At 41.6% G+C, this 26,592-nt stretch carries 25 protein-coding genes, 1 other RNA gene and 1 pseudogene; 7 read left to right on the top strand and 20 right to left on the bottom strand.

Features of this window, described 5'->3' with window-relative positions:
* Positions 1–252: 252 nt before the first annotated feature.
* Both rnpB and rsmI read right to left on the bottom strand, forming a co-directional pair.
* Positions 253–596, bottom strand: an RNA gene (gene rnpB / locus BCU91_RS02380) — RNase P RNA component class A.
* A gap of 113 nt (positions 597–709) precedes the next feature.
* Positions 710–1,552 carry a 16S rRNA (cytidine(1402)-2'-O)-methyltransferase gene (rsmI, locus tag BCU91_RS02375; protein WP_102440330.1) on the bottom strand — a complete coding sequence of 281 codons (843 nt, stop codon included), beginning with the start codon at positions 1,550–1,552 and terminating at the stop codon, positions 710–712.
* Positions 1,553–1,641: 89 nt separating this feature from the next.
* On the opposite strand from rsmI, the gene BCU91_RS02370 reads away from it, so the two are divergent.
* The 4 genes from BCU91_RS02370 (at position 1,642) to BCU91_RS02355 (ending at position 5,050) form a co-directional block, all read left to right on the top strand.
* Positions 1,642–3,465, top strand: a complete 1,824-nt coding sequence (locus BCU91_RS02370) for a penicillin-binding protein activator (RefSeq protein ID WP_102530814.1) — start codon at positions 1,642–1,644, stop codon at positions 3,463–3,465.
* Positions 3,466–3,476: 11 nt separating this feature from the next.
* Complete coding sequence (locus tag BCU91_RS02365; RefSeq protein ID WP_102440355.1) at positions 3,477–3,803, top strand: YraN family protein; 327 nt, start codon at positions 3,477–3,479, stop codon at positions 3,801–3,803.
* 81 nt (positions 3,804–3,884) lie between these two features.
* Positions 3,885–4,478, top strand: a complete 594-nt coding sequence (locus BCU91_RS02360) for a phosphoheptose isomerase (protein ID WP_076541969.1) — start codon at positions 3,885–3,887, stop codon at positions 4,476–4,478.
* Positions 4,475–5,050, top strand: coding sequence for a BON domain-containing protein (locus BCU91_RS02355; RefSeq protein ID WP_102440332.1), 576 nt, complete (start codon positions 4,475–4,477; stop codon positions 5,048–5,050). Before BCU91_RS02360 ends, BCU91_RS02355 begins: the two co-directional genes overlap by 4 nt.
* A gap of 83 nt (positions 5,051–5,133) precedes the next feature.
* Here BCU91_RS02355 and BCU91_RS20485 read toward each other — a convergent pair.
* From BCU91_RS20485 to rpe, 4 genes and pseudogenes are all read right to left on the bottom strand, one after another.
* Positions 5,134–5,331 (bottom strand): annotated as a pseudogene (locus BCU91_RS20485) (EamA/RhaT family transporter); the annotation flags it as partial.
* Between the two features lie 75 nt (positions 5,332–5,406).
* Complete coding sequence (gene trpS, locus BCU91_RS02345; protein WP_102530813.1) at positions 5,407–6,408, bottom strand: tryptophan--tRNA ligase; 1,002 nt, start codon at positions 6,406–6,408, stop codon at positions 5,407–5,409.
* A 4-nt stretch (positions 6,409–6,412) separates the two neighbouring features.
* Positions 6,413–7,135, bottom strand: coding sequence for a phosphoglycolate phosphatase (locus tag BCU91_RS02340; RefSeq protein ID WP_102440334.1), 723 nt, complete (start codon positions 7,133–7,135; stop codon positions 6,413–6,415).
* Between the two features lie 2 nt (positions 7,136–7,137).
* The gene (rpe, locus tag BCU91_RS02335; protein ID WP_102440335.1) at positions 7,138–7,812 is read right to left on the bottom strand and encodes a ribulose-phosphate 3-epimerase; all 675 of its coding nucleotides are present in this window, start codon (positions 7,810–7,812) and stop codon (positions 7,138–7,140) included.
* A gap of 300 nt (positions 7,813–8,112) precedes the next feature.
* Between rpe and BCU91_RS02330 the strand changes: the two genes are divergently transcribed.
* Positions 8,113–8,481: a hypothetical protein gene (locus BCU91_RS02330; protein ID WP_102440336.1), complete on the top strand. Its 369-nt coding sequence runs from the start codon at positions 8,113–8,115 to the stop codon at positions 8,479–8,481.
* The gene (locus BCU91_RS02325) at positions 8,481–8,663 is read left to right on the top strand and encodes a DUF2970 domain-containing protein (RefSeq protein ID WP_076541979.1); all 183 of its coding nucleotides are present in this window, start codon (positions 8,481–8,483) and stop codon (positions 8,661–8,663) included. The genes BCU91_RS02330 and BCU91_RS02325 overlap by 1 nt, the downstream gene beginning before the upstream one ends.
* Positions 8,664–8,702: 39 nt before the next feature.
* Here the strand turns inward: BCU91_RS02325 and BCU91_RS02320 are convergent, their stop codons facing one another.
* The 9 genes from BCU91_RS02320 to BCU91_RS02280 all read right to left on the bottom strand — a co-directional run bounded on the left by BCU91_RS02320 (position 8,703) and on the right by BCU91_RS02280 (position 17,883).
* Positions 8,703–9,542, bottom strand: a complete 840-nt coding sequence (locus tag BCU91_RS02320; RefSeq protein ID WP_102530812.1) for a Dam family site-specific DNA-(adenine-N6)-methyltransferase — start codon at positions 9,540–9,542, stop codon at positions 8,703–8,705.
* An 86-nt stretch (positions 9,543–9,628) separates the two neighbouring features.
* Positions 9,629–11,122, bottom strand: coding sequence for an ATP-binding protein (locus BCU91_RS02315; RefSeq protein ID WP_102530811.1), 1,494 nt, complete (start codon positions 11,120–11,122; stop codon positions 9,629–9,631).
* A 24-nt stretch (positions 11,123–11,146) separates the two neighbouring features.
* Complete coding sequence (gene aroB, locus BCU91_RS02310) at positions 11,147–12,223, bottom strand: 3-dehydroquinate synthase (protein ID WP_102440338.1); 1,077 nt, start codon at positions 12,221–12,223, stop codon at positions 11,147–11,149.
* 8 nt (positions 12,224–12,231) lie between these two features.
* Complete coding sequence (gene aroK / locus BCU91_RS02305) at positions 12,232–12,747, bottom strand: shikimate kinase AroK (protein WP_076541984.1); 516 nt, start codon at positions 12,745–12,747, stop codon at positions 12,232–12,234.
* Positions 12,748–13,043: 296 nt separating this feature from the next.
* The gene (locus tag BCU91_RS02300) at positions 13,044–15,092 is read right to left on the bottom strand and encodes a type IV pilus secretin PilQ family protein (RefSeq protein ID WP_102440339.1); all 2,049 of its coding nucleotides are present in this window, start codon (positions 15,090–15,092) and stop codon (positions 13,044–13,046) included.
* 19 nt (positions 15,093–15,111) lie between these two features.
* The gene (locus tag BCU91_RS02295; protein WP_102440340.1) at positions 15,112–15,627 is read right to left on the bottom strand and encodes a pilus assembly protein PilP; all 516 of its coding nucleotides are present in this window, start codon (positions 15,625–15,627) and stop codon (positions 15,112–15,114) included.
* Positions 15,627–16,241 (bottom strand): type 4a pilus biogenesis protein PilO, encoded by a 615-nt coding sequence (locus BCU91_RS02290; RefSeq protein WP_076541990.1) that lies wholly within the window; start codon positions 16,239–16,241, stop codon positions 15,627–15,629. Before BCU91_RS02290 ends, BCU91_RS02295 begins: the two co-directional genes overlap by 1 nt.
* The gene (locus tag BCU91_RS02285) at positions 16,238–16,816 is read right to left on the bottom strand and encodes a PilN domain-containing protein (RefSeq protein WP_102440341.1); all 579 of its coding nucleotides are present in this window, start codon (positions 16,814–16,816) and stop codon (positions 16,238–16,240) included. Before BCU91_RS02285 ends, BCU91_RS02290 begins: the two co-directional genes overlap by 4 nt.
* Entirely contained in the window at positions 16,804–17,883 is a 1,080-nt protein-coding gene (locus BCU91_RS02280) for a pilus assembly protein PilM (RefSeq protein ID WP_102440342.1), read from the bottom strand. Before BCU91_RS02280 ends, BCU91_RS02285 begins: the two co-directional genes overlap by 13 nt.
* A 188-nt stretch (positions 17,884–18,071) precedes the next feature.
* Between BCU91_RS02280 and BCU91_RS02275 the strand changes: the two genes are divergently transcribed.
* A complete protein-coding gene (locus BCU91_RS02275) occupies positions 18,072–20,693 on the top strand; it encodes a PBP1A family penicillin-binding protein (RefSeq protein ID WP_198590418.1) in 2,622 nt (873 codons plus the stop codon).
* A 135-nt stretch (positions 20,694–20,828) separates the two neighbouring features.
* Here the strand turns inward: BCU91_RS02275 and argH are convergent, their stop codons facing one another.
* The 5 genes from argH to argC form a co-directional block, all read right to left on the bottom strand.
* A complete protein-coding gene (gene argH / locus BCU91_RS02270) occupies positions 20,829–22,199 on the bottom strand; it encodes an argininosuccinate lyase (RefSeq protein ID WP_102440344.1) in 1,371 nt (456 codons plus the stop codon).
* A 75-nt stretch (positions 22,200–22,274) separates the two neighbouring features.
* The gene (locus tag BCU91_RS02265) at positions 22,275–23,495 is read right to left on the bottom strand and encodes an argininosuccinate synthase (protein WP_102530809.1); all 1,221 of its coding nucleotides are present in this window, start codon (positions 23,493–23,495) and stop codon (positions 22,275–22,277) included.
* Positions 23,496–23,561: 66 nt separating this feature from the next.
* Positions 23,562–24,467 (bottom strand): ornithine carbamoyltransferase, encoded by a 906-nt coding sequence (locus tag BCU91_RS02260; RefSeq protein ID WP_102530808.1) that lies wholly within the window; start codon positions 24,465–24,467, stop codon positions 23,562–23,564.
* An 11-nt stretch (positions 24,468–24,478) separates the two neighbouring features.
* Positions 24,479–25,261 (bottom strand): acetylglutamate kinase, encoded by a 783-nt coding sequence (gene argB / locus BCU91_RS02255; protein WP_102440346.1) that lies wholly within the window; start codon positions 25,259–25,261, stop codon positions 24,479–24,481.
* Positions 25,262–25,275: 14 nt separating this feature from the next.
* Complete coding sequence (gene argC, locus BCU91_RS02250) at positions 25,276–26,256, bottom strand: N-acetyl-gamma-glutamyl-phosphate reductase (protein ID WP_102519748.1); 981 nt, start codon at positions 26,254–26,256, stop codon at positions 25,276–25,278.
* Between the last annotated feature and the right edge of the window lie 336 nt (positions 26,257–26,592).

Genomic DNA, 26,592 nt, shown 5'->3' with positions numbered 1-26,592 from the left:
AGATCTGTCAATCTAGGATGGTCACCGGGTCTGCGCCCTAGCGACCAGTGAAAGCAGTTAGGAGTATTATTCACTGGTAATCAGAGTCTTCTTTGTTGCTCTATTGATCTGTCAGCTGGAAGCTATAGGGGATCTTGTGTGTCACAGGTTGTGACCCACTTTGTTATTGTGGCTTAATGAATCAGTCGCACAGTTTGTCGCACAGGCAGAAACATAAAAGGCCTCACATTGCTGTGAGGCCTTCTAATAGAATGGTTGAGCTGGCCGATAAGCCGGGTCCTGTCTTGGACAGTTATTCATCTAGGCCTGCAATCGCTCACAGGCTCAAGCGACCTACCCGGTCCCAACGCGAGCAGCGCCATACGGGACCCTATTTGGTCTTGCTTCGGATAGAGTTTACCTTGCTACGAACTATTACTAGCCGCACGGTGCGCTCTTACCGCACCCTTTCACCCTTACCAACCGAAGTTGGCGGTCTCCTCTCTGCTGCACTTGTCGTCGGTTTACACCGCCCAGGCGTTACCTGGTATCCTGCTCTTTGAAGCCCGGACTTTCCTCCCCGTTCTTGCGAACGCAGCAACTGTCTGGCCAACTCGGCGCGGATTATAGCCTAAGCCACTGCAACACACCAACTAAAATATGGCTTTATGGCAAACCATATGAAGCTGAGGTAAACAGGTTGAGCTAACTACTCAGCTCAACCTATTCTCTATAGACCGATTTCTAAACCGTATTTGTAAAGCGCATTCTTTTTAAGGCCGTAGATTTCGCCAGCCAATGCCGAGGCTTTTTTAAGTGGCAGTTCTTTACATAGCAATTTTAAAGTATTGATCACCACTGTGGGTATTTCTGAATCACTGTCACTGCGGTGACCATGGATCATTAATACGATTTCGCCTTTTTGCTGATTTAAGTCATCTTTAACTTGCTGCAGTACAGCGCCTGCTGCGCCAGATAAAAAGGTCTCAAAGGTTTTAGTCACTTCACGGGCCATGACAATTTCACGGTCTTCGCCTAATGCCGCCACAATTGACTCTAAACTGTGCACTATGCGATGTGGTGATTCATAGAAGATTAAGGTTCTTGAGTCTTCTTTAAGTGCTGATAATTTGTCTAAACGGCCTTTTTCTTTTGAAGGTAAAAAGCCTTCAAATGAAAAACGATCTGAAGGTAATCCTGATGCACTTAAGGCGGTAATTGCTGCGCAAGGGCCCGGCAACGGAATAACATTGTAACCTGCTTCACGCACCTGTTTGACCAAGTGGTAGCCAGGATCTGAAATGAGCGGCGTGCCCGCATCAGAAATAAGTGCCACAGCTTCACCATTACTCAGCTTTTGAATAATCCACTGGGCTCTGTCACGTTCATTATGATCATGCAACGCCGTCTTACGGGTTTCAATGCCAAAATGACTGAGCAATTTACCACTATGACGCGTGTCTTCACAGGCAATAAGTTTAACGTTATTAAGCACCTCGATTGCACGGCTGCTGATGTCTCCTAAATTGCCTATAGGAGTGGGAACGATATAAAGTGCGACCGATAGGTCCATAACTACCTCTGTATTGACTATCATCAAGACTTTCGCCAAGTGAAAGAGCAGGTTAAACTAGAGTCAGCATCTTACCAGAGTGAAGCCCTGTGTTAAAAAGACTGAATACAACTAAATTTGTTTTCGCCGCCATTTTATCAGCCGTGTTATTTGGTTGTGCGACTCAACCTACTGAAAATAAACAGGCTATTGATAGCTCAATGGCATCCGTTGAACAAACGGCTAATGTTTATTTATCTGCAGCAGGCAATGCTAAACAGCCGCAAATTCGCGACCGCTATTTGCTACTTGCCGCACATGCTTATATCAATGATGGCAATTTTGTTGCCGCAAACAAGCTTTTGACCTCGATGAAAGCTGATTTGCAAAGTGATTCAAGCATTCAGGCTGAGTATATTTACCTTTCTGCGCGGGTGGCTGAAAACACCAGCTCAGATGCCGATGCATTAGCAATTTTACGCTATCCTAGCCAATGGAAATTACCCCAGTGGCAAAGAGTCACTTATCATCAATATAAAGCCCGCTTATTTAATCAAACTAAGCAGCCTATTGATGAGCTTAGACAATTAAGTTTACTCAGTTTATATCTTCCGCAGCAGCAAGCCTTTGAAGTGAATGACACTATTTGGCGTACGCTACAGCCACTGCATGAAGAAACCATTAAAAGCTTTATGAGTGACAACAGCAATCCCACTTTTTCAGGCTGGTTACAGTTAGCCTATATTGCCAAACATTATGCGGTTGACCCATCACAGCTAGTTCGCTACTTAGGCGAATGGCAACAAACCAATCCTAATCACCCAGGTGCGAGCAAGCTACCTTCTGATTTAGAGCAAGCCTTAAATGCCAAGCCGTTTAAACCGCAAAATATTGCGGTGCTATTACCGCTTACGGGCAGCCGCGCTGATGTTGCTGAGCCTATTAGACAAGGTCTGTTAGCCAGCTATATGGCCGCAATTGAAGACAATGTGGAGCTTAATTTTTTTGACACCAACCTTGGGGTTGAGCAGGCCTATCAAGCTGCTATTGCTGCAGGTGCTGAATTTGTGATTGGGCCGCTATTGCCTTCAGCAGTTGAAGAGCTGCAAGCCCTCAATGAGCAAGGCTTACTCACTGTGCCGCAGCTGTATTTAAATCAAACCGACAGCTTTACCCCAAAAAATGATCAGTTTTACTTTTCGTTATCGCCAGCACAAGAAGCCAGTGATGCCGCGCAAAAACTGTATGAAGATGGCATCACGCTACCGTTATTGTTAGTCAGTAATGACTCAACGGGTAAACGTATGGCAGAAAGCTTTAATAAAAAGTGGCTTGAGCTCACTGAAGACAATGCTGAAGTCCACTTTTATGATCGCGGCGATCAGATGAAGCTAACAGTACAAGAAGCCTTAGGTGTTAAAGACAGCCAAGCGCGAATTGCTAGAATAAAAGAGCTGATTGGCAACAATATTGAAGCTGATTTTCGCTCACGTCGTGATATTGATGCTATTTACATGATCTCAGCCGCAAAAGATTTAGTGCTATTAAAGCCCTTTTTAGACGTCAATTTTAGTGTGTTTGCCGATCCGGTTGCCCTGTATACCACCAGCCGCAGCCGTTTAAGTGGCAGCTCGACTCAATCGGCTCAAGAGCTTAACAACCTGATGATCAGTGATATCCCTTGGTTAATGGGCACGAATACTGAAACCACCATGGTCAAAAAACTCTGGAGCAATTGGAATAACAGCCAGAAGCGTTTATACATCATGGGTTATGACGCCCTTGATTTAGTCAATCGTTTAGCGCAAATGCGCGCCTTTCCTGGCTACCAGTTCAATGGCCGTAGTGGCGCATTATCGGTGGATGAAAATGGCGTCATTGAGCGTAAACTCAGTTGGGGTAAATACCAACGAGGCCAGCTGCGCCCATTATGATGTCGTCAACTGTGGGTCAAGGCCAACAGGCTGAATTAACCGCGCGCACTTACCTTGAACAGCAAGGCCTTAAGTTTGTGGCTCAAAATCAGCGTTACCGCTTTGGTGAAATTGATTTAATCATGCGCGACCAACAAACTTGGGTCTTTGTTGAAGTAAAATTTCGCTCATCAACCCAATTTGGCGGCGCACTCACCGCCCTGTCTGCAGCACAGATTTCTCGCATCAGAAAAGCAGCCCAACAGTATATACAAACCCATAAAATCAATGCCCCATGCCGTTTTGATATGGTTGCCATTAACACAACCGACATTCAATGGCTTCAGGGGTGTTTTTAAACAGCCATTTTTAGCTATAATGCTGCTCAATTGAAGAAATAAAGCATGCTAGCAACACTTTACCTTGTAAGGATTTAACCCATGTTAGAACGTATTAAAGATAGCTTTACAGAGTCAATTCAAACCAAGATTGATGCTGCTGAAGCATTACCAGAGTCGATTGAGAAAGCGGCTGAAATGATGGTGCAATGTCTTTTAAGTGGTAACAAGATCCTAGCCTGTGGTAATGGTGGCAGTGCAGGTGACGCGCAGCATTTCTCAGCTGAGTTATTAAACCGCTATGAAATTGAGCGTCCACCGCTACCTGCTATCGCGTTAAGTTGTGACACTTCAACCATTACAGCTATTGCTAACGATTACAGCTATGACGAAATTTACTCAAAGCAAATCATGGCACTGGGTCAACCAGGTGATATTTTATTAGCAATTTCGACCAGCGGTAACTCAGGTAACATCATTAAAGCCATGGAAGCTGCATTAAGCCGTGACATGACTATTGTGGCATTAACCGGTAAAGACGGCGGCGCTATGGCGGGCTTGATGAGCGCTGGCGATGTTGAAGTACGAGTTCCATCCAATGTCACTGCGCGTATTCAAGAAGTTCACTTATTAGCAATTCACTGCTTATGTGACAATATTGACCGCACTCTGTTCCCACAGGACGAGCAAGCATGATAAAAACGGCTCTTGTCATAGCAATACTTTTCCTTCTTCAAGGCTGCGCTGGCGTGGTGATGGTTGGTGCTGTTGGCGGGGCCAAAATGGTCAATGATGAGCGTAGTATGTCGACACAAATCAGTGATACCAATGCCGACTTTGAAATTACCAGCGCACTGTCTAAGCATGAAGATATTCATAACCAGACCAATATTACCGGTGTGGTGTTAAACAGTAATGTATTGATGATTGGTCAATCTCCTAACTCAATGTTGCGGGATAAAGCCATTAAAACGGTACAAGAGCTGGAAATTGGCGGCAAATTACATAATCAAATTCGCATTGGTAACCCTACCTCATTTACCACTCGCAGCAACGACACTTGGGTAACAACCAAGGTTAAAACGCGGATGCTAAATGAGAAGTCTTTGGATGTGACCCGAGTTAAAGTGATCACGGAAAACGGCGAGGTATTTTTACTGGGGTTAATCGATCGCGAACAAGCGGATATTGCGGTTGATATCGCCCGCAATACTTCTGGTGTACGTAAGGTAATCAAAGTATTTGAGTACGTCGATAAAGATGACTAGCTCAATAACTCATCATTAGACTGCCAATAAAAAGAGTTTGTATAGACTATTTTTATTGGCTGTTGCTAATGAGTAACCTTCTATTATTGCGTTTCGACCAACCTATTAGCCAATACTTTACGCTTGGCTATCAAGACTTTTCCACATATTGAAACGAGTGTTGTCGGCAGCACAATCAACCCAGCTCCCAGCCAACCGAGCCCATCTAACCATTCCCCAAACCATACCCATCCAAACATGACACAAAATAGTAATCCTGAGTATTCAGCCACGGCGATTTCAAACCATTAGCCTTTATTGGCAGCTCACAAAAAGCCAGCTTGATGCTGGCTTTTTTTGTCTTAAAAAAACAGATACTACACAATCATACCGATTTTCTCGTAGACCTTTTTGATCGTCACTTCTGCACGAGCTTGTGCCTTTTCAGCACCGGTTTTAAATACGGCATTAAGATAATCTTCATCGGCTCTAATCTCACGGTAGCGCTCTTGCAGCGGCTCAAGCATAGCGACAACTGCTTCACCGGTAGCGACTTTTAAGTGACCGTACATTTTGCCTTCAAAGTCTTTTTCAATTGACTCGATTGACTGACCATTACAACCTGACATCAGGCTTAATAAGTTTGAAACGCCTGGTTTTTCTTCAACGTCAAAACGCACCACTGGTGGCTCTTGGCTATCGGTCATGGCTTTTTTCACTTTCTTCATAATCGCTTTAGGATCATCAAGTAAACCAATAACGTTGTTACGGTTTTCATCCGACTTAGACATTTTCTTAGTCGGCTCTTGCAGTGACATGACTTTTGCGCCCGTTGGCGGAATAAACGGCTCTGGCACGACAAACGTATCACCATAGGCATTATTAAAGCGCGTCGCGATATCACGGGTTAGCTCTAAGTGCTGCTTTTGATCTTGACCAACAGGTACTTCGTTAGCTTGATATAGCAAGATATCTGCAGCCATTAATACAGGGTAATCAAACAAGCCAACATTGATGTTGTTTGCATGCTTTTGCGACTTATCTTTAAACTGGGTCATACGGCTTAGCTCACCCATTTGGGTGTAACAGTTTAACGCCCAGCTCAGCTGTGTATGCTGCGGAACTTGAGATTGTAAAAATACCGTGCTTTTTTCAGGGTCGATACCGCATGCAAGGTAAATAGCTAAGGTATCTAAACAGGCTTCACGTAGTTTCGCAGGGTCTTGTCTTACAGTAATTGCATGTAAATCAACTACGCAATAAATACAGTCGTGGCTATCTTGCATGTTAACCCATTGACGAAGTGCGCCCATGTAGTTACCAATACTCAGCTCACCTGATGGTTGAGCACCACTAAACACGATAGGTTTTGCAGTCATTCGTTTATTGCTCCATTGATGTTGCATTCATTTCAGCGGATAAATTCAGTAGCGCTAAAATTTCATTAAATTGTTCACATACTGCCGTTGGGCTGCTCAGGGCGATATCTTCACCGTAGTTGTAGCCATAGGTCAAGCCAATTGAGCTTAGACCGGCAGATTTCGCAGCGAGTATGTCATTCTTTGAGTCACCTACCATAAGCAGTTGTGCTGGCTCAAGTTGCCATTGCTGCAAAATATGCGTTAATGGCAATGGGTCGGGTTTCATTTTTTCTAACGAGTCGCCACCAAGTACAAGATCAAAAAACGCACTTATACCAAAAGACTCAAGTAACGGTGTGGTAAATTTGTACGGTTTGTTAGTCACAATTGCCATGTTATAGCCAGCAGCTTTTATCTGCTTCAAGGTGCTTAACACGTTAGGGTACAAGCTACTGTGTTTTTCTAAATGAAGCCCATAGTGGTGCATAAACCTTGGCATAACTTGCTCTAATTGAGCGTCAATAGCCTGCGTATCAGTCACTTGTGGTTGAGCAAACATTAAAGCGCGGCGCATTAACATATTGGCACCATTGCCAACCCAGCTTCTAACTTGCGCTTCTTGTGCGTTAGGTAATGATAACTCTGTTAGTGTTGCATTAGTTGCCGCAGCTAAATCAGGAACGCTATCAATAAGTGTTCCATCTAAATCAAAAGCGATGGCTTTAATATTAGAAAATACTGTCATAATTAGCCTTCAACTTTTGCTAGTTCATCACGCATTTGATCAACAACTACTTTGTAATCAGGTTGATTGAAAATAGCAGAGCCTGCGACAAACATATCGGCGCCTGCAGCGGCGATTTCAGCAATATTATCTACTTTTACCCCACCGTCGACTTCTAAACGGATGTCATAACCGCTGGCATCAATAATGTCACGCACTTGCTTAAGCTTAGCCAGTGTCGATGGGATAAATGACTGGCCACCAAAACCTGGGTTTACTGACATTAATAAAATCACATCCAATTTGTCCATCACATGGTCAAGGTAATGTAATGGTGTACCAGGATTAAACACTAAGCCTGCCTTACAGCCTGATTCTTTAATCAGCTGTAGGCTGCGATCAAGATGTTCTGTGGCTTCTGGGTGGAAAGTTATAATTGATGCGCCTGCTTTAGCAAAATCAGGAATTAGACTATCAACAGGCTTAACCATTAAATGTACATCAATATCAGCAGTAATGCCGTAGTCCCGCAACGCTTTGCATACCATAGGGCCAATGGTTAAATTAGGCACATAATGATTATCCATAACATCGAAATGAACAACGTCAGCACCGGCATCTAAAACGGCTTTAACATCATCACCTAAACGGGCGAAATCGGCAGATAAAATAGATGGGGCAATCAAAAATGGACGCATAGTCTTCTCGAGGCGGTTATAAGTGACAGTATTTTACCCTTTGCAGAGAAATCGCTCTAGTCTCAATCGCTAATAAAACTTTTTCAACAGCAAGAAATGTAAATTTTAGTGCTATGTCGATATTAAGTTGATCTAGATCACACATGATGACTGTTCAATATCTAAACAAACTTGCTATAATGCGACACATGTCACTGTGTATTGTGAACAATCTTCTGCTAGGCAGCGTATGTGCCAATGTAGATAGATGATTAATCCCTTTTGAATAATTTCTGAAAGTATAAGACAAGGATAGCCCTTATGATGTGCCGTCAGCTAAAAATGAGTACTAAGCAAACAGGTAAAGTAACATTAAAACCTGCTGTTAGCTTATTTTCGACTAGCGCATTAATGCTTGTTGCCTACTTTTTCATGTCAGAAAGCGAGCCCGCCTTGCAAGCTCAGCAATGTGATTGCTCTGACAATGTTGCCTATAACGCGAGTTTACCCAGTAGCCATCCGACTAACCGCTGTGCAGTTGATTCAGATAATGTCAGTTGGGGAAGTTGGGTAACAGGCAATAGCCGCTCAAGTCAGTTTCACTTTTTAGATTTATTGGAGTTACTGCATAGTAATGACCACAATAGACCAATAAGTGATATGCCAACGAATAACCCTAACGCACTTTAATGTCTATTTGGCAGGTATTTACCAGTACTATCGCCGCATTTTTTGGGGTGCAAACGGAAGATAATCGCCAACGTGATTTTAAGCAAAGTCGATCACCCTTACCCTTCATCTTTATGGGCATTGCACTGGCAGTGCTGATGGTTTTATCGCTAATATTGATTGTTAAGCAGGTACTGAGCTAAGCCACTATTTATCAGCTAAGCCTTTGCTTAACTCAAGATTTAATCAATAACTTCTTGATAATGATGATCATATAACGCCATCACTTCAGCTACTTTCTTACGTGAATTACCCTTTTGACTAATATTGCGCTGTACGTCTATCGAGGCCATTTTTGCGCCGCGATATAGCTCTCGAGTCAGTGGAATATCATGATTACTGATCAGTACCGGGATATCACGCGCAAGTGCAGTGTGGCGAGACTTTCTCGCTAATAGCGCTTGGTCGTCAAGACTAAAACCTGGGCCGGCATAGGTCGTAAAACTTGCTGTAGTTGATAGCGGAGCATAAGGAGGATCACAATAAATGACATCACCTGCTTTTGACATATCAAATGCTTGCTCGTAACCCACACACTCAAAAATCGCTTTTTGAGCTTTTTCAGAAAAATAACGCAGTTCTTTTTCAGGAAAATAAGGTTTTTTGTAAGAACCAAACGGGACATTAAAGCCGCCTTTACGGTTATAACGGCATAAACCATTAAAACCATGACGATTCATATATAAGAAATAAACGGAGCGTAAAAACGGATCTTGAGTTTGGTTAAACTCTTCACGCACTCGGTAATACTGCTCTTTCACGTTCATCTCTGGAACAAACATGGCCTTTGCTGCTGCAATGTATTTCTCAGGCTGACTTTTAACAATATTATAGAGATTAATTAGATCATGATTAATATCGCATAGCAGATATGAGTCGTAGTCAGTATTGAGAAACACTGATCCTGCACCGACAAAAGGCTCAACTAGCCTTTCACCTTGAGGTAAATGTTTTGCTAGCTCATCAACGAGTTTAAATTTTCCACCCGCCCATTTAAGAAAGGCTCTATGCTTTTTAGTCATGAATACCATTTACTAGCAAAATTAAAGCAGATGATTGTACTCTTTTTATTGAGAATAATCATTGCTGATTTAAGGGCTTTAACTAATTAATTTGAACTAAGTTGATAACCTTGAAGATCGCTGAATTTTCGAACCCAAGGGGCACTTAAACCGAGTTCGGTTTGTAATTTAAGCGCTTTATCTTGTGCTTGGCTGGCGTTATTAAACTGCCCAAATAAGACAACATGACGTTTATTATAATTAGCACGAATTACAGCTGTTTCATTATCTAATTTTAACAAGATACTGTTAAGTGATTTGGGTTCGATAACGCTCGCCAGTTGTAATGTGTAACCCGCTCGATATTGCAGCTCGGCTAACGCTTCATTGGCTGTGGCAATATCGTCAGTATTGCTCAGCGCTGCACTGTTGTCAGTAAGCTGTAGCTTATCTGTTTCAATAATGACCAATGTCTCATCAACTTCAGCGGTATCAATATCTTCATTTACCACTAACTCAGCTGCTATTAATTCACCAGCCACTAATTCAACAGCCACAGTATGAACGCTCTGGTAATCCTGTTGAGTGTTTGCTGCTTCGATTTCAACTGCGCCACTTTTTGTAGTGCTGGTTAATATTTGCTGCTCAGTAAGCAGCTGTAAAACAAGATCGCTTGGCTCATTAGCCGCTATTAAAGATTGCTGAGATGGCAAATGTAATTGAAGCCAAGGCAATAATAAGCTTTGGCCATAATGATGGTTTGCCCATTGCGCTGGAGATTCTGGCGCTTGGTAAGCCATAAAGTTAACTTGGTTTGCTTCAATAGATTCTGCTGCGGGTTCATTATAAAAAAAAACGACAATCGCTAAGGTTAAGCACAGCAGCAAGCTGATCACCCCTAAGGGAAAATATTTTGGCCAGCGTTTTGGCTCTTCAACCTTATCCTCAAGCGCAAGCTTAAGTAACTCAATCACTTCGGTAGGAGTACCCATTTGTTTTTCAATTTGTGATTGAATGATTTCGCGAGGTATAAATGGCGTTTTATTGCTTCTAACTAATAAAGTGCGATATAGGCCTTCACGTTCAGCTAAGGATAATGGCTCTACCTCGACATGAAGCAATAAATCCTTCATGGTTTTAGTTAATTCATTAAACTCTGCAAATGATTCAGTGGTGACCGTAAAAGTCAGTGATACCGGTTTATCCGCACAACGGATTTGAGTCAGCACTATACATTCTGCCCATAATTCTTTAGGCAGCAAATGTGCATCATCAATAATGATATGCAGCGGTTTTGTTAAGCTAGATTGGATGCGAATTAAGGTATCTGATAGCGGTAAGGTATCATCAAAAATTGGTGATGAAATCAGTTGGATCAGTATTTTACGCCGAATTTCAGCGCTATCAGCGTGCATTGGGCAGATAACCAACGCAGAGTTATAGTTATCAAGCTCGCTCGCCAATGCTGTAACTAAGGTGGTTTTACCTGAACCTTTAGCGCCGCAGACTAATACTAGCTGCTCACTATAGCTGGCAATATGTTGTAGCCGCTGAACTAAAGCTTCTTGGGAAGGTAATAAAAGCGTTTGTTGAATGTCCACAGCTCCACCATTAGACAAAAAAGCTTAAACTTGGCTAATGACGTCAGCTAATAAAGACTCTTCAACATCAGAGAATACATCAGCAGAGCCTATTGAGGTGGGTAAAACCAATCGAATTTGACCCGCGAGAACTTTTTTATCTCGCTGCATATGCTTAATAAAGTCAGCAAAGTTCATTGAATCAGGAGAGCTTATCGGTAAATCAAACGCCAACATCAAACGAATAATTCTATCGACATCTTTTTGCTCGATTAGACCTAACTTTTGCGATGTTACCGCCGCCATAATGGTTCCGGTAGCAACAGCTTCACCATGTAACCATACACCGTAGCCCATTTCAGCTTCGATAGCATGACCAAATGTATGGCCTAAATTTAGCAGTGCCCGTACACCACGCTCTGTTTCATCTTGGGTAACGACATCAGCTTTTATCTGGCAGCATTTAGCAATCGCGTAGCTTAATGCTTCGGTATTTAATGCTTTTAATGGAGCAACATTTTGCTCTAACCAGCTAAAAAAATCGCTATCCCAGATAACGCCATATTTAATGACTTCTGCCATTCCTGCAGCAAACTCTTTTGCAGGTAATGTCGATAAACAATCGGTGTCAATTAATACCAGTTGTGGCTGATAAAAAGCCCCAATCATATTTTTACCAAGCGGATGATTTACTGCGGTTTTACCACCAACAGAAGAGTCCACTTGAGATAATAAGGTGGTTGGAATTTGAATAAACTCAACTCCCCGCTGATAGCAAGATGCAGCAAAGCCGGCCATGTCACCAACGACACCGCCACCTAGTGCTACAATTACACAATCACGGGCATAATTATTTTCTAACAGTGCAGAAAAAATTAAATTTAAGTGAGTTAAATCTTTATATTGTTCACCATCCGGCAATACAACCACACCTATATCACTACAAGATGCCATAGCTTGCTGCGCTTGTTTCAAGTACAGCGGAGCAATGGTGTCGTTAGTGACAATAAGTGCTTTTTTACCGGAAAGGTAATCGGTGAGATAAGCGTTTTGTTGCAATAAATTCTGGCCAATATAAATGGGATAACTTCTTACACCTAATTCAACCTGAACTTGTTGCATAAACCTACCTAAAAACCGAGTTGCTCAATAATTTGATTTGCGACAATCTTCGCGCTTTGTTCATCAGTCTTAACTATTACGTCTGCAATCTCTTCATACAAAGGATTACGAACGTCAGCAAGATCTTCAAGCACTTCACGTGGATCATCTACCTGAAGTAAAGGTCGACGTTTATCACGTTGAGTACGAGCCACTTGCTTATCAATTGTTGTCTCAAGGTATACAACGATACCGCGAGCCGACAGATGATTACGAATGTCTTTGCTTTGTACAGATCCGCCGCCAGTAGCTAGGACAATGCCCTGCTTTTCCGAAAGGTCGGCGATGACTTGAGCTTCACGTCGACGAAAACCTTCTTCGCCTTCAACGTCAAACACCCATGCAATATCTGCACCTGTGCGTTGCTCAATCTCGTGATCTGAGTCGTGGAAATCTAAATGCAGCAGTTGGGCTAAGTGACGACCAATTGTGCTTTTACCTGCGCCCATAGGGCCTACCAGAAAAATATTGCGTTTTTCAGCCATTGTATATACGTCTGAATCTTATATGAAAAGTATGCCTTATCGACTTAAACTCAAGCCGACCTATTATTTAACCTTGCTCTAATGAGACTTGACGGAGGATTATCTCAGTTATGCACCAGTTGTTGCAAGTGATGTGAGCGATTTATAGTGAGTTTATTAAAAATAAATAATTTAACCCTAGATTCAGCGAGTTTAAAAAATGATGGTATGTTTAATGACCTTAATATAATCAAGCAATTAATTATTTTAAGGCAAAAAAATGCCAGCAATTAAGCTGGCATTAATATTTTTTATCTTTACAGTTTTTCAGTCACGATTTTCGGTGTCACGAATATCAATAACTCTTGACGTTCATTTGTATCTGATGTGTTTCTGAATAAGAAACCAACCAGAGGAATGTCACCTAATACTGGCACCTTACTAACTCGACTGATTAAGTTCTGCTGGTAAATACCGCCTAATACAATGGTTTCACCATTATCAACAAGCACCTGAGTACCAATTCGCTGAGTATCAATAGAAACCGCTTCACCCGTACCAGTTGAAACAACTTCACCACGGGTATCTTGAGTAATTTCTAAATCAAGAATGACACGGTCATCTGGGGTAATTTGCGGGGTTACTCGTAATGACAACACTGCTTTTTTAAATGACACAGTTGTGGCACCACTTGAGGCAGACTCCACATAAGGGATCTCTACACCTTGTTCGATATAGGCCGCTTTTTGGTTTGAAGTGGTAATACGTGGACTCGCAATAATTTCGCCTTTATTTTCTTGCTCTAACGCGCTTAGCTCTAAATCAAGTACGGTTCCATCAGCCATTTTCGCCACACTAAATGCAATACTGGCAGCATTAGAGGCCGAAGAGGGCAAGTTCACATTTAAGCGGTCACTTAGTGCAGGAATAACCCCAGCAACAATATCATTAGCGCCTTCTAGTGACCCAGAGGTACCCCTTTCACCTTGTTGATCAGTAATTCCCCAACGAATGCCTAAATCTTCAGAGACGTTATCCTTAACCGTCACCATTCTGGCTTCAATTAATACCTGCTTAATCGGGATATCCAGTACTTCAACTAAACGATGAATAGTTTCTAAAGTATCTGCGGTATCTTTGACTAATAAAGTATTGGTACGTTCATCAACCGCAACGCTACCGCGATTTGACAATAAGCTTGAATCAGCACTTTTCATCAACTCGGCAATATCGACCGCTTTTGCATAGTTTACCTGAATATATTCAGAATAAAGCGGCGCTAACTCTTTGACTTCTTGCTTGTTAGCCAAATCTTGCCTTTCTCGAATAGCCAGCTCTTCACTTGGGGCAACCATTAAGATATTGCCTTCAATACGCTTATCCAACCCTTTGGTTTGGAGAATTAAATCTAGCGCTTGATCCCAAGGCACATCATCTAAACGTAGAGTGATATTGCCTTCTACGGTATCACTGGTGACCAAATTGAAATCATTATAATCAGCAATAATTTGCAGTACTGTTCTTACAGAAATATTCTGGAAGTTAAGCGACAAAGAACGGCCATTATATTTTTTGTCATCCTTAGCAACGATGGCACGTTCTACTTTATTAATACTCACTTTGAACACATTACCGTCTTGCTTGTATGTGTAATCATAGTTGCCATCAACATCGACCATCAAACGGGCAGTTAAGTCTTCTTTAAAGGTCTCAAAGCTCGTGACTGGTGTATTAAAGTCTTGTACATCCATCACATATAAAAGCTCGCTTTTAATATCTGTGTTATACAATTTCACTTCTAATTTAGAGCCAACCTGAGCTACGTTGGCAGCAACAGAGCGATTATCTAAATGAATTAATAAATCGCCACCACCATTTTTATTGCGGCGAAAATCAATAGTATCAATGCCATTTACAAATGGGTTATCAGCGCTATCAGGCCCAGATACAGTATCGTTAACCGTTAAACGGTAAGTATTACCTACCACTTTGCCTTGATAAGGTTTTACCTCAGCTAAATCTACAACGATGTTCAGTGCGCCATTTTGTTGAGAGGTTTTTAAACTCTCAACCCCAACTCTATCGATAGTAATATCGTCTTTATCGAGGCTTGAAATACTATCGTCAAAACTTAATAGAATTTGAGCAGGTGACGCCTTCAAATCAACTTCAGGCTGAACAATGTCAGATTCGAACACCAATTCTAATTCTAATTGGTGATCAACAATAGAATGATACTTTACATCCACTAATTTATTCGCAGCTAACGCGCTTGGTAATGCACCAAGCAACAACACAGCACCGAGTACGGTTCTGAACAGTGATATTTTTGTGGTCGATTTTTGCATCGAGGCAGAAGATTTCATTATTCCCTCATCCTTCGCATTATTTGCCAGAAAGTTCTAAGTTGCTTGCTCTTTCAGCCCAGCAACCTGAACCATCAGGAATTAATTCTATAATTTCAATGTATTGCGGTGTGACTTCAGCTATTTTGCCATGGTAAAGTCCAAGATACTCACCGACACCTAAGCGATAAACATTGGTATCTGATGATTCAACTAAGGCCCAAACTGTGCCATCTTCACTTAACGTACCGCGCATTTTTAAATTATCTATAGCATACGTTTCTAAGCGCCCTTTACGACGTTTCAAATCTGGCTGTAAACAATCTCTACTTGTGTCAATCACTTCCTCTGTGAGCTCTCGAGAAGGTGGAACAAAAGGACTTCGCATAAGCTCTGCTTGATAGGCAAAATGCTCAAACTTAGGTGTTTCTTTTAACGGAGGAATGCGAGCAACATGCTGGGATTTAGTCGTTGTTACAAACAACTCCAAATCACTTCTGTCACCAATACAACCTGTTAGCAATAGCATGATGAGTAATAAGGGTAAGAGTTTCATTATTTCTTCCCCTTCTTATTCGCAGGTACTTTCGCACCTTCTTTAAATCGATAGGTTTTAGCTAAAATATCCATCGATAGACTACCTGAATCATCACGCTTAATGACAAAGTCATGCAAGCTGACAATCCGCGGCAATTTTGCGACACCGCTTACCATGCTGCCTAATTTATGATAATCACCTACAACTGACATTTTTATCGGGAATTCTAAGTAGAAATCACGCTCAATTTCAGTATCCCAATCTAAGCTATTAATTCGCAGTCCAGCATCTGTTGCTACGAATGTGGTGTCATCCAGTAAACCTGGCATTTCATTTTCAGATGGTAACATTTTTAAAAGTTCTGCAAACTGAGCTTCCATTACCACAAGTTGCTCACGATACAGTTTTAAGTTTGCCGCCAAACGATATTTAGTTTGAAAGTCTTCTTTTAGGGTTATTTCTTTTCTTTCTTCAGCATTAAGGACATCTATCGCATCGGAAATAAATAAATAATAACTGGCGCCAAGTACACAGATAGATAAAAAAGCAGCAAATACAATTTTAACTAATGCAGGCCAAGCGCCAATATTTTCAAAATCAATATCATTAAACTGCTCTAAGTCAAGATTCATTGCTGACCTCCTTGGCTTGAGCCAGTACTGATTTGGTCATCAAAAATAGTCACTCTTAATCTAAACTTTTGCAATTGTCGTAAGTTTTCATTATGACTAACAATTGACTGCATGCTTGGATCATTGAGGTATTGAGATGTTTTAACTTTTCTCATCATATTCGCGACGTTATTATTAGATTCACTGCGACCTTCAATCCACAACAAGCTACCTTTCTTTTCAATACTGGAAAGATAAATTCCTGGCGGCACAATTCTAACTAGTTCATCTAATACATGTGTTGGCAAATTACGAGATTGCTGCAGGTCTAGAATAATTTTAGTGCGACGTTCAATATCATCTTTACGCGCTTTAATTTTTCTAATTTCGGCAATTTGCGAGTCTAATAATGATATTTCAGACTGTAAGTATGAATTTCTAGCACGTTGATCGTCGATAACGACTTCAATAAAACTCAATGCCAGAAATACAATTAAACAGGTCATTAAAAACACTAACGCTAATATGCCAATAAAGTCTCGTTTGTGTTTTTCTCTGGCCTCTTCACGCCAAGGTAGTAAGTTTATGTTCGCCATTGAGCGTAACTCCTAAGCGCTAAACCACATGCAACCATATATTTACTGATACTAGGTTCTATTTGGTTTTTAATATCATCATCAGCATGTAAACAACCTTGAAAAGGGTTAGCAACAATTGAATGCACCCCTAAGTCATTAGCCAATAACGTTGTCATACCTTCAAGTTTTGCAGTGCCACCACTTAAGACAATATAGTCAACTTTATCTTTGCCGTTGGCAGTGCAGTAAATTTGTAAGGTACGTTTTATTTGTTGTAATAATTGGGTTTGAAATGGAGATAACACCTCAAACATATAATTGCGTGGTAAATCACCTGTGACTTTAGCATTTTCAGCTTCATCGTAAGACATACCGTAAAACGATAGAATTGATTGGGTAAATAACTCACCGCCAAATGCTTGCTCACGAATAAATGTCGTTTCGCCATTTTCTACAACCGCAAATGTCGTCATATTGGCGCCAACATCCACTAGCACAACAGATTTTTCATTGGCCCCTTCAGGAAGTTGAGCCAGAATAAGTTCTGCTGAACGCCCTAAAGCATAAGCTTCAACGTCAACCACTTTGGTATCAAGCTCAATTGCATCAAGTGAATCCATTCTTGAATCAATGTTGTCAGTACGGCAAGCACTTAATAACACATCTACCTTTGTTGGGTCGGTAGTGTTGGGATTAAGAGTTTCAAAGTCGATACTCACTTCATCAAGTGAATAAGGGATAAGATTATCTGCTTCAATTTCAATTTGCGCTTCCATTTCTTCTTCATTTAATGAAGCGTCCATGTAAATCACTTTTGTCATCACAGCAGAACCAGAAACAGACACTGCGGCAGATTTAATACCTTTCGGTAGTCCACGCTTTATGTGCCTTAATGATTCAATAACAGCTTCAGAATCACGAATTTCATGATCAACTACAGCTCCTTTTCGTAAAGGAGCTGATATATAATTTTGAATTTTATATCCATCAGCAGTCTTACCCAGCAATATGGCCTTTATTTCATGGGATCCAATATCGATCCCCACCATTTGCGGAGCTTGACGCTTCCAAAATTTAGAAAGCATATTCCATCATCGCATTTATTATTTTATATTTTAAAATAGATTAGCACAAAATCAACTCGTTATAAGTATTTGTATAAAATGTTTCTACATTTTACAACTAGTTTTTTTTTGTTTTCATGTTTTTACTTCACCAAAAACCCTCCCGCTTATATACTAGAAGCCATATTGTCGAACTTTGGATTATTTTGGTGAAGTGGTTTAAACGAATACTTATTGCTATTTTTAGCTTAACTTTATTGGGCGTCGGCACCATTGTCGCTGCTTATTTCTACGTTTTACCAGAATTACCGGATGTAAACTCGCTTAAAACGGTCAAACTACAGACACCTTTAAGAATTTATAGTCAAGATGGTTTATTAATTTCTCAATTTGGTGAAAAACGACGAGTACCGGTTGAATATGAAGATGTGCCTCAGCAATTAATTAATGCGGTATTAGATACCGAGGATGCACGTTTCTTTGAACACCAGGGTATCGATCCTATTGGTATTATTCGCGCAGCCGTTATTTTGGTTACTACAGGCAAAAAAAGCCAAGGCGCCAGCACCATTACTCAGCAAGTGGCTCGAGGCTTTTTCTTATCCCGTGAAAAAACCTATATTCGTAAAACGAAAGAAATTTTTCTTGCGCTAAAAATTGAAAAAGCATTATCTAAAGAAGAAATCCTCACATTATATTTAAACCGCTCATTTTTAGGTAACCGTGCCTATGGTGTCGGCGCTGCAGCTCAAGTGTATTATGGCAAAGATTTAGCCCAACTTTCTCTGCCAGAAATGGCCATGATTGCCGGCTTACCCCAAGCGCCTTCTGCAGCTAATCCAATTCGTAATCCGAATCGAGCCATGACACGCCGTAACTGGGTTTTAGGCCGCATGTTGGAAAAACGCAATATCACCGAGACACAATACCAAGAAGCCATAAATGCCCCTATAACCGCGAAATATCATGGCGCAGAAATAGATCTATATGCACCTTACGTTTCTGAAATGGCACGTGATTATATGGTAAATAAGTATGGTGAAGAAGACGCCTATACTAATGGTTATAACGTTTACACTACCATTTCTTCAGATCTGCAATTAAAAGCTCAAAGCGCCCTACGCGATAATGTGTTTGCTTATGATCAGCGTCATGGCTACCGTGGAGCAATTAGCACCTTGTGGACAGATACACCTCTGGCCACCAGCGACATTATAGAAAACCTTAAAACGACCTCTGCAGTACAAGGTATTATTCCAGCAGCTGTCATGTCGGTTAGTGAGCAACAAGCAACTTTACTGAATACTAAAGGTGAAGAAGTTGTCATCCAGTGGAATGGCCTGAAATGGGCTCGCAAATTTATTAACGATCGCCGTCAAGGTAAGCCACCTAAAACAGCAGCGGATATTTTAACTGTCGGTGAAAAGGTATGGATTAGAGATAATGGCGAGTTTTGGCAATTATCTCAAATTCCACAGGTTTCAAGTGCAACGGTTTCATTAGAACCAAGCGATGGCGCTATTCGCACTTTGGTGGGCGGTTTTAGCTTTAGTCAAAGCCAGTATAACCGTGTTACCCAGGCCAAGCGTCAATTAGGCTCTAATATCAAACCGTTTATTTATGCTGCCGCGCTTGAAAAAGACTACACCCTTGCAACATTAATCAATAATGCGCCGATTAATAAGCCTGATACTCGTCAAGGTACGGCATGGCGACCAAAAAATTCACCTGACATTTATGGCGGTCCAACACGTTTACGCATTGGCTTAGCTCAGTCTATCAACGTAATGTCCGTTCGTACCATGCGTCATATTGGCTTAGATAACACCATAGATACCTTAGTTGACTTTGGATTTGACCCTGCTGATTTACCACGAAATGAATCTGTCGCTTTAGGGTCCCCTTCAGTAACACCACTGCAAGTCGCCACCGCCTTTAATGTCTTTACTAATGGCGGCTATTTAGTTGAACCTTATTATATTAGTAAGGTTACTGACTCATATGACAATGTCATTGAAAAAGCGTCGCCTGCACTGGCCTGCACCCCAGATGTCAATGAGGTTGATGATGCGACTAATAAGACAACCAACAGCATTGATGACCCTTTTGCAGCAATGGCTAATGAGTTTGTTAGCTCACAGCAAGCGCCAGTTGAAACTGAAAACAGCTTAGACAATACACTTGCTAGTGCTGAGACTAGTTCTAATATTAGTGATACTGGTATTGCTGCTTGTGGAGATGAAAACGCGCGCTACGCTCCTAGGATCATTTCTGAGCAAACCGCCTTCTTAATTACTGAAGCCCTCAAAAGTGTAATCTGGGGTGGCGGCAATTGGAGTAAAGGCACAGGCTGGAATGGTACCGCTTGGCGAGCATCACGCTTGATAAAGCGTCGTGACATTGCAGGTAAAACCGGTACCACCAATGAATCCCGCGATACTTGGTTTAGTGGCTTTAACCCCACTCTCACCTCGACATTCTGGGTTGGTTTTGACGATCACAGCCGTAAACTAGGCAGAACCAGCTGGGTTGCCGATGGTCCTGAAAATCAAATATCAGGGGCTGAAGCTGGGGCAAAAACAGCAGGGCCTGGTTGGAATGATTTTATGAACCAAGCGCTCACTGGTACCGAAGAAGTTGCGAGCATTCCACCTAAAGGGATTATTTCGGCGCGTATTGACTTAGCTAGTGGCAAATTAACCCGTAAAACAGATTACACCACTTCATTTGAATATTTTATCGAAGGCACTGAGCCGACTGAATATGCCACAGAAGAAGTTATCGAAGATGATCTGTTTATAGAGAATCCGGCAGATGATTTATTTCAGTAAATAAATCCACCAGCAGTTATTTTTAAAAATTAGTCTGGTGTTAATGCATTAAAAAGTCCGCAATGATTAATCACTGCGGACTTTTCATTTAAGCCTAAAAGAAACAAATATAAACTAATAAGGCTTACATATTGTTTAGCTATTAGCTTGTTTCTGCGCTAATGCATATTTTACTTGCGCTAACGAGGTACCGCCTAAAGCTTCACGTTTTGCTAAGCATGACTCAATCGTTAAGCACTCATAAACATCATCACTGATAATTGGACTAAATTGCTGTAGCTCTGAAATAACAAAATCTTCTAATGGAGTTTGTTTGGCAATGGCAGCCACGACCACCTCACCAACAACATGGTGCGCTTCTCTAAATGGCATACCTTTAGCGACCAGATAATCTGCAAGCTCGGTAGAATTAGCATAACCTTGCTGAGCTGCTACTAAAGTTCTTTCACGGTTAACTTGCAAGCCACTTAATACTAATGCTGCCATTTCAAGACAAATAGACCAGCTATCCATGACATCAAATAAGCCTTCTTTGTCTTCTTGCATATCTTTGTTATAAGCCAGTGGCAATGCTTTCATGGTAGTAAGAATACCCATTAAGCTGCCATAGACACGGCCCGTTTTGCCTCGAATTAACTCTAAGGCGTCAGGGTTTTTCTTTTGTGGCATTAAAGATGAACCAGATGTCACTTCGTCATCAAGCTCAATAAAACCTGCTTCACCACTGTTAAAGAAAATTAAATCTTCAGCCATACGGCTTAAATGCATCATGCTTATTGAAGCGTCGCTACATAACTCAACAACATGATCACGATCTGACACTGAATCTAAGCTATTTAAGGTTGGCGCAGCAAAGCCTAATGATTGTGCAATTTGATGCCTGTCCATTGGATAAGCTGTTCCCGCAAGGGCGCCAGTGCCTAATGGACAAGTATCAGCACGCTTTAGTGCATCTTCTAAACGGCTAATGTCACGTTCAAACATTTCTACGTAAGCTAAACACCAATGGCCAAATAAGACTGGCTGAGCTCTTTGCAGATGGGTATAGCCAGGCATCACAGCATCAATTTCACGCTCAGCAAGCTTAACAAGTTCAGCAGAGAGCTTTTTCAGTAATGTAAGTGAGTGCTGACCTTCTTTTTTACACCATAGTTTTAAATCTGTGGCTACTTGGTCATTACGCGAACGCCCTGTATGCAGCTTTTTACCTAGGTCGCCTACTTTGGCAATTAAAGACTGCTCCACAAAACTGTGAATATCTTCTGCGCCAGAAGCAATAATCAATTCTGGTTTGTCAGCAACTTCGCTAAGTAGCTCATTTAGCGCACCATGCAATTGCTCACATTCTGCTTGGGTTAAAATGCCCACTGAAGTGATTGCTGAAGCCCATGCAATTGAGCCAATAATATCTTCTTCAATTAAACGATAATCTACTGGTAATGAGTCATTAAATAATTTAAATAATGCACTGCTTTCTTGACTGAATCTTCCGCCCCATAACGCCATGTCGATACCCTCTTTTAACTTATTCTATAAAAACGGGGCTATATGAGCCCCGTATCAATCTTAAATAACAGGAAATTACTTGGTATTTAATGCTCTAATACGGCTTGATAAAGAGTAAAGGCGGATAAAGCCTGCTGCATCTTTTTGGTCATAAACATTGTCGTCACCAAAGGTCGCGAACTCTTCTGAATATAAGCTGTTTGGAGAGCGCTTTTTCACCACACTTGCTTGGCCTTTATAAAGTTTGACGACCACTTCGCCGTTAACTAATTCAGCTAAAGATTCTGACGCGGCAATCAATGAATTACACAATGGCGTAAACCAACGTCCATCATATACAAGATGAGCCATTTGTGCGCCGACTTGCTCACGCCACTCACGGCTTGTTTTATCGAGCACTAGCTCTTCGATTGCGCGTAGGCCTGCAAACATCACTGTTCCACCAGGGGTTTCATAACAGCCACGAGACTTCATGCCCACTAAACGGTTTTCGGTAATGTCGATACGACCAACACCGTGTGCTGCAGCTAATTCATTTAGCTTCATTAGTGCGTCATATGGAGATAGCGCAACATCATCAACATGAGTAACACGACCATTGCCGATGGTTAGCCCAACATACTCAGGGGTATTTGGGGCATCTTCTGGTGCCACTGTCATGGTCCATACTTCTTTGCTTGGCTCATTCCACGGATCTTCTAACTCACCGCCTTCGTGAGAGATATGCCATGCGTTGGCATCACGGCTATAAATCTTAGTCGCTGATGCTGTAGTTTCGATGTTTCTTTCAGCAAGGTAATCAAGCAAATCTTCACGGCTGACCATTGACCATTCACGCCAAGGCGCAATAACGGTTAACTCTGGTGCAAGTGCGGCAAAACAACCCTCGAAACGTACTTGGTCATTACCTTTACCGGTACAACCATGACATACCGCATCAGCGCCAACTTTACGGGCGACTTCTACTTGCGCCTTAGCAATAATTGGACGCGCCATTGAGGTACCCAGTAAGTACGTACCTTCATAGATAGCACCTGTGGCAATAGTCGGATAAATATAATCAGCCACCAGCTCTTCTTTTAAATCGACGATATAACACTCTGAAGCACCTGATGCGATGGCTTTTTCATATAAACCTTCAAGTTCTTCTGCACCTTGACCAACATCAGCACAAAAGGCGACAATTTCACAATTATCATAGGTTTCTTTTAGCCATGGGATAATCGCTGAGGTGTCTAATCCACCCGAGTAAGCTAATACGACTTTTTTAATATTTGGTTGTGCTGCAATTGACATGGTAATTCCTAACGTAAATTTGTTTTATAAAAGCTCGCTAACGCCAGCTGATGAAAATATGATTTATTAACCTAACAAAGTAACCAATACGGCGTTTTGTGCATGCATTCTGTTTTCTGCTTGCTGGAGGATAAGTGAACCTTCACCATCCACTACTTCTGCTGTTGCTTCAACTTCACGGTAAGCTGGCAAACAATGCATAAAGTAATTGGCACCTACCTTATTCATTAATTCACTATTAACTTGATAAGGCTTAAATTTCGCTTCAATTTCTGCCATTGAAGTATTGTCGCCCATTGAGATCCACGTATCTGTGTATATGGCATCTTGCGGGCCCATTTCACTCACATCCGAGGTCAAGATAAGCTTGCCACCATGCTTGGCAGCCAAAGCTTGTACTTCACAGACAATATTGCCGTCAGGGAAGTGGCCTGGCGGGCAAACTACAGTCATGGTCGCACCTAAGATAGCAGCGCCATACATCAAAGAGTGTGTCACATTGTTACCATCACCTAGGTAAGCTAATTTCACTTTACTTACATCATCAAAATTCTCTGATAAGGTCAAAAAGTCTGCTAAGCCTTGGCAAGGGTGGTACAAATTACATAGCGCATTAATCACCGGAACTGACGCATGTTCAGCAAGACCTGCAATAGTTGTATGCGAAAAAGTTCTTGCTACAATCGCATCTGCCCAGCACGAAATGTTAGTCGCAAAATCAGATACTGGCTCACGTTTGCCTAATGCACCATTTTGTTGATCAAGATAAACTGAATGACCACCTAGCTTGTTAATACCGATATCAAAACTTACTCGAGTACGCAGTGATGGCTTTTCAAATAACATCACCACACTTTTGCCTGCCAGCGCTTGATTATAATCAGCTGGGTTTGCTTTAATTTTTTTCGCCAAAGCCAGTAAGTCTAATAGCTGGGTTTGCGACAAGTCTTTAAGTGATAATAAGTGTTCCATTAGCTTTGCTCCTAAGGCTGAATTTGAGTGCCAACGGATTGTCCGTTAGTTAATGCTATTAATTGTTGGGGTTGTTTCCATGAGGCGACCTGTACGGCTTTGCCCATCCATTGAGCGACCTCTAATGCCGCTTCAACTTTTACTTTCATGCCTTTTTCAATCACACCTTGCTCCACAAGCGAGCTAATTTGTTGTTGATCTAATTGGGCAATTAACTCACCTTTAGCATCAAGTACACCGGGTACGTCTGACAATAACACCAGCTGACCGGCAACGAGTTTAGCTAATGCGGTAGCGGCTTGATCGGCATTGACATTCAGCATATCGCCCGCTGGTGAAATCGCGATTGAACTGCAAATAGGTAACCAGTTTTGCGACAATAAATAAGTTAAATAACTCGGATCATTCGGTGATACTTCCCCCACCAAACCTAACTTTTCATGTTTAATTTTGGCATTGACGATATTGCCATCAGCCAAGCTCATGCCCACACTGACGATGCCAGCTTTAATTGCCGCGGCCTGTAAAATTTTATTCGATGTGCCTGCCAAAGCGCCAACAACAATCGGGATCTGATCAGCAGGGGTAACACGCAGCCCCTCAAGCTTAATCGTTTGCTTGCCATTAGCTTCGAGCTGTTCATCGACCAAGCAACCACCGCCGTGAACAAAAATCACTTTCTGCCCTTGCTGCATCATTTCAGCAACTACTGACATCAACTCTGCCATGCCAGGCTCTGATTGCAACAGCGCGCCACCCACTTTAAGTACGATAACAGGGTTGGTATTAGACATAATCAAGGCTCCTGTTATAGACCGAAGTGAATATTAATGCACTGCAGACCTTGGCTTGCAGCGCCTTTCATTAAATTATCAATGGCGCTAGCGACCACTAGGTAATTGCTTTGCGGGTCAAACTTCCAGCCCACGATACAATTGGGTGTTAGCACCACATCATCGACTTTAGGAAATTGGTTATGCTTTACGCTCACCAGTGGCGAGTCATCATATACGCCATAAGCTTTAGCAATGTCAGCTTCTGTAGTACCCGCTTTAAGTTGCACAGTAATGGTGGCTAAAATTCCACGCTTAAAATTACCTAAATGCGGGGTAAAGATAACTTCTTGACCCAGCTGGGTGGCGATTTCTGGTTGATGTCTATGCCCTAATACACCATAGGGGGTTAAGCTGACTTCACAAAAACTGGTATGCAATTGGGCTTTTCTGCCTGCACCGGTCACACCACTGACTGCGTTAATTACAGGGTAAGCATCAGTTAACAATGGTTTTAATGGTTTTAGCGCTGTGAGTGATGCAGTTGGATAGCAACCTGGCACAGCAATCATTTTGCTATTAGCAATGGCTTGCGCGTTCCATTCTGCTAGGCCGTAAACCGCATCAGCAAGCACTGCTGCTTGAGTATGTTCAAAACCATACCATTTAGGATATTGAGCGGTATCAGCAAACCGATATGCGCCACTTAAATCAAATACAGCTAAACCTTGGTTATAAAAGAATGCGGCCAATTCCAAACTAACTGAATGCTCTGTTGCTAATACAACAGCGTCAGCTTGATCAACGATGGCTTGTTTAGCATCAGCCGATAACGGTGACAGAGGAATTTGAATGTGTTGATAACTCGGGTATAGATCTGCTAATAACCGGCCTTTATCTAGGCTGTTTTCAGAAACATATAAGCCTTGGATCGATAGTGACGCTTGCGCATCAATAAGAGCGGTGATTTGTGCTCCGGTATAACCACTAGCACCAATTATTGCGATTTTTTTCATTATGTTGTCATCTTTAAGTCAGTAAACTATTAATTTTTATTTGAAATATGAGCAGGGTGCTCGAGATTAAAACTATCGTCGAGAATAGTTTACTTTGGGATCTGTTACAGTGAATTGAATCGCAATTACATACATATCTATAGTTCTTAAATATTTATCAAGTTATGGTGAATTCCTTAGCTGTTTGCTAGACTAACACAAAACATTACTTATGCAATAATTATGAATGATTATTTAATTAAATATTTATAAAAGGCCCTTATGAACTCACTACCAGAATTAAAAGATGCTTTTAAACAGTTGATTGCACTACCTTCAATCAGTGCCTTAGAAGTA

Source organism: Shewanella sp. 10N.286.52.B9 (assembly GCF_002873635.1).
In the GTDB taxonomy this organism is placed as follows: Bacteria; Pseudomonadota; Gammaproteobacteria; order Enterobacterales; family Shewanellaceae; genus Shewanella.
The sequence above is the reverse complement of the archived record's forward strand: the minus strand, read 5'-3'. Positions and strand labels throughout refer to the sequence as shown.

Bases quoted from the DNA above. Each gene is read 5' to 3' on its own strand.
- rsmI (WP_102440330.1), bottom strand. From the start codon at position 1,552: ATGGACCTATCGGTCGCACTTTATATCGTTCCCACTCCTATAGGCAAT.
- BCU91_RS02360 (WP_076541969.1), top strand. From the start codon at position 3,885: ATGTTAGAACGTATTAAAGATAGCTTTACAGAGTCAATTCAAACCAAG.
- BCU91_RS02355 (WP_102440332.1), top strand. From the start codon at position 4,475: ATGATAAAAACGGCTCTTGTCATAGCAATACTTTTCCTTCTTCAAGGC.
- trpS (WP_102530813.1), bottom strand. From the start codon at position 6,408: ATGACTGCAAAACCTATCGTGTTTAGTGGTGCTCAACCATCAGGTGAG.
- BCU91_RS02340 (WP_102440334.1), bottom strand. From the start codon at position 7,135: ATGACAGTATTTTCTAATATTAAAGCCATCGCTTTTGATTTAGATGGA.
- rpe (WP_102440335.1), bottom strand. From the start codon at position 7,812: ATGCGTCCATTTTTGATTGCCCCATCTATTTTATCTGCCGATTTCGCC.
- BCU91_RS02330 (WP_102440336.1), top strand. From the start codon at position 8,113: ATGATGTGCCGTCAGCTAAAAATGAGTACTAAGCAAACAGGTAAAGTA.
- BCU91_RS02325 (WP_076541979.1), top strand. From the start codon at position 8,481: ATGTCTATTTGGCAGGTATTTACCAGTACTATCGCCGCATTTTTTGGG.
- BCU91_RS02320 (WP_102530812.1), bottom strand. From the start codon at position 9,542: ATGACTAAAAAGCATAGAGCCTTTCTTAAATGGGCGGGTGGAAAATTT.
- aroB (WP_102440338.1), bottom strand. From the start codon at position 12,223: ATGCAACAAGTTCAGGTTGAATTAGGTGTAAGAAGTTATCCCATTTAT.
- aroK (WP_076541984.1), bottom strand. From the start codon at position 12,747: ATGGCTGAAAAACGCAATATTTTTCTGGTAGGCCCTATGGGCGCAGGT.
- BCU91_RS02300 (WP_102440339.1), bottom strand. From the start codon at position 15,092: ATGAAATCTTCTGCCTCGATGCAAAAATCGACCACAAAAATATCACTG.
- BCU91_RS02295 (WP_102440340.1), bottom strand. From the start codon at position 15,627: ATGAAACTCTTACCCTTATTACTCATCATGCTATTGCTAACAGGTTGT.
- BCU91_RS02290 (WP_076541990.1), bottom strand. From the start codon at position 16,241: ATGAATCTTGACTTAGAGCAGTTTAATGATATTGATTTTGAAAATATT.
- BCU91_RS02285 (WP_102440341.1), bottom strand. From the start codon at position 16,816: ATGGCGAACATAAACTTACTACCTTGGCGTGAAGAGGCCAGAGAAAAA.
- BCU91_RS02280 (WP_102440342.1), bottom strand. From the start codon at position 17,883: ATGCTTTCTAAATTTTGGAAGCGTCAAGCTCCGCAAATGGTGGGGATC.
- argH (WP_102440344.1), bottom strand. From the start codon at position 22,199: ATGGCGTTATGGGGCGGAAGATTCAGTCAAGAAAGCAGTGCATTATTT.
- BCU91_RS02265 (WP_102530809.1), bottom strand. From the start codon at position 23,495: ATGTCAATTGCAGCACAACCAAATATTAAAAAAGTCGTATTAGCTTAC.
- BCU91_RS02260 (WP_102530808.1), bottom strand. From the start codon at position 24,467: ATGGAACACTTATTATCACTTAAAGACTTGTCGCAAACCCAGCTATTA.
- argB (WP_102440346.1), bottom strand. From the start codon at position 25,261: ATGTCTAATACCAACCCTGTTATCGTACTTAAAGTGGGTGGCGCGCTG.
- argC (WP_102519748.1), bottom strand. From the start codon at position 26,256: ATGAAAAAAATCGCAATAATTGGTGCTAGTGGTTATACCGGAGCACAA.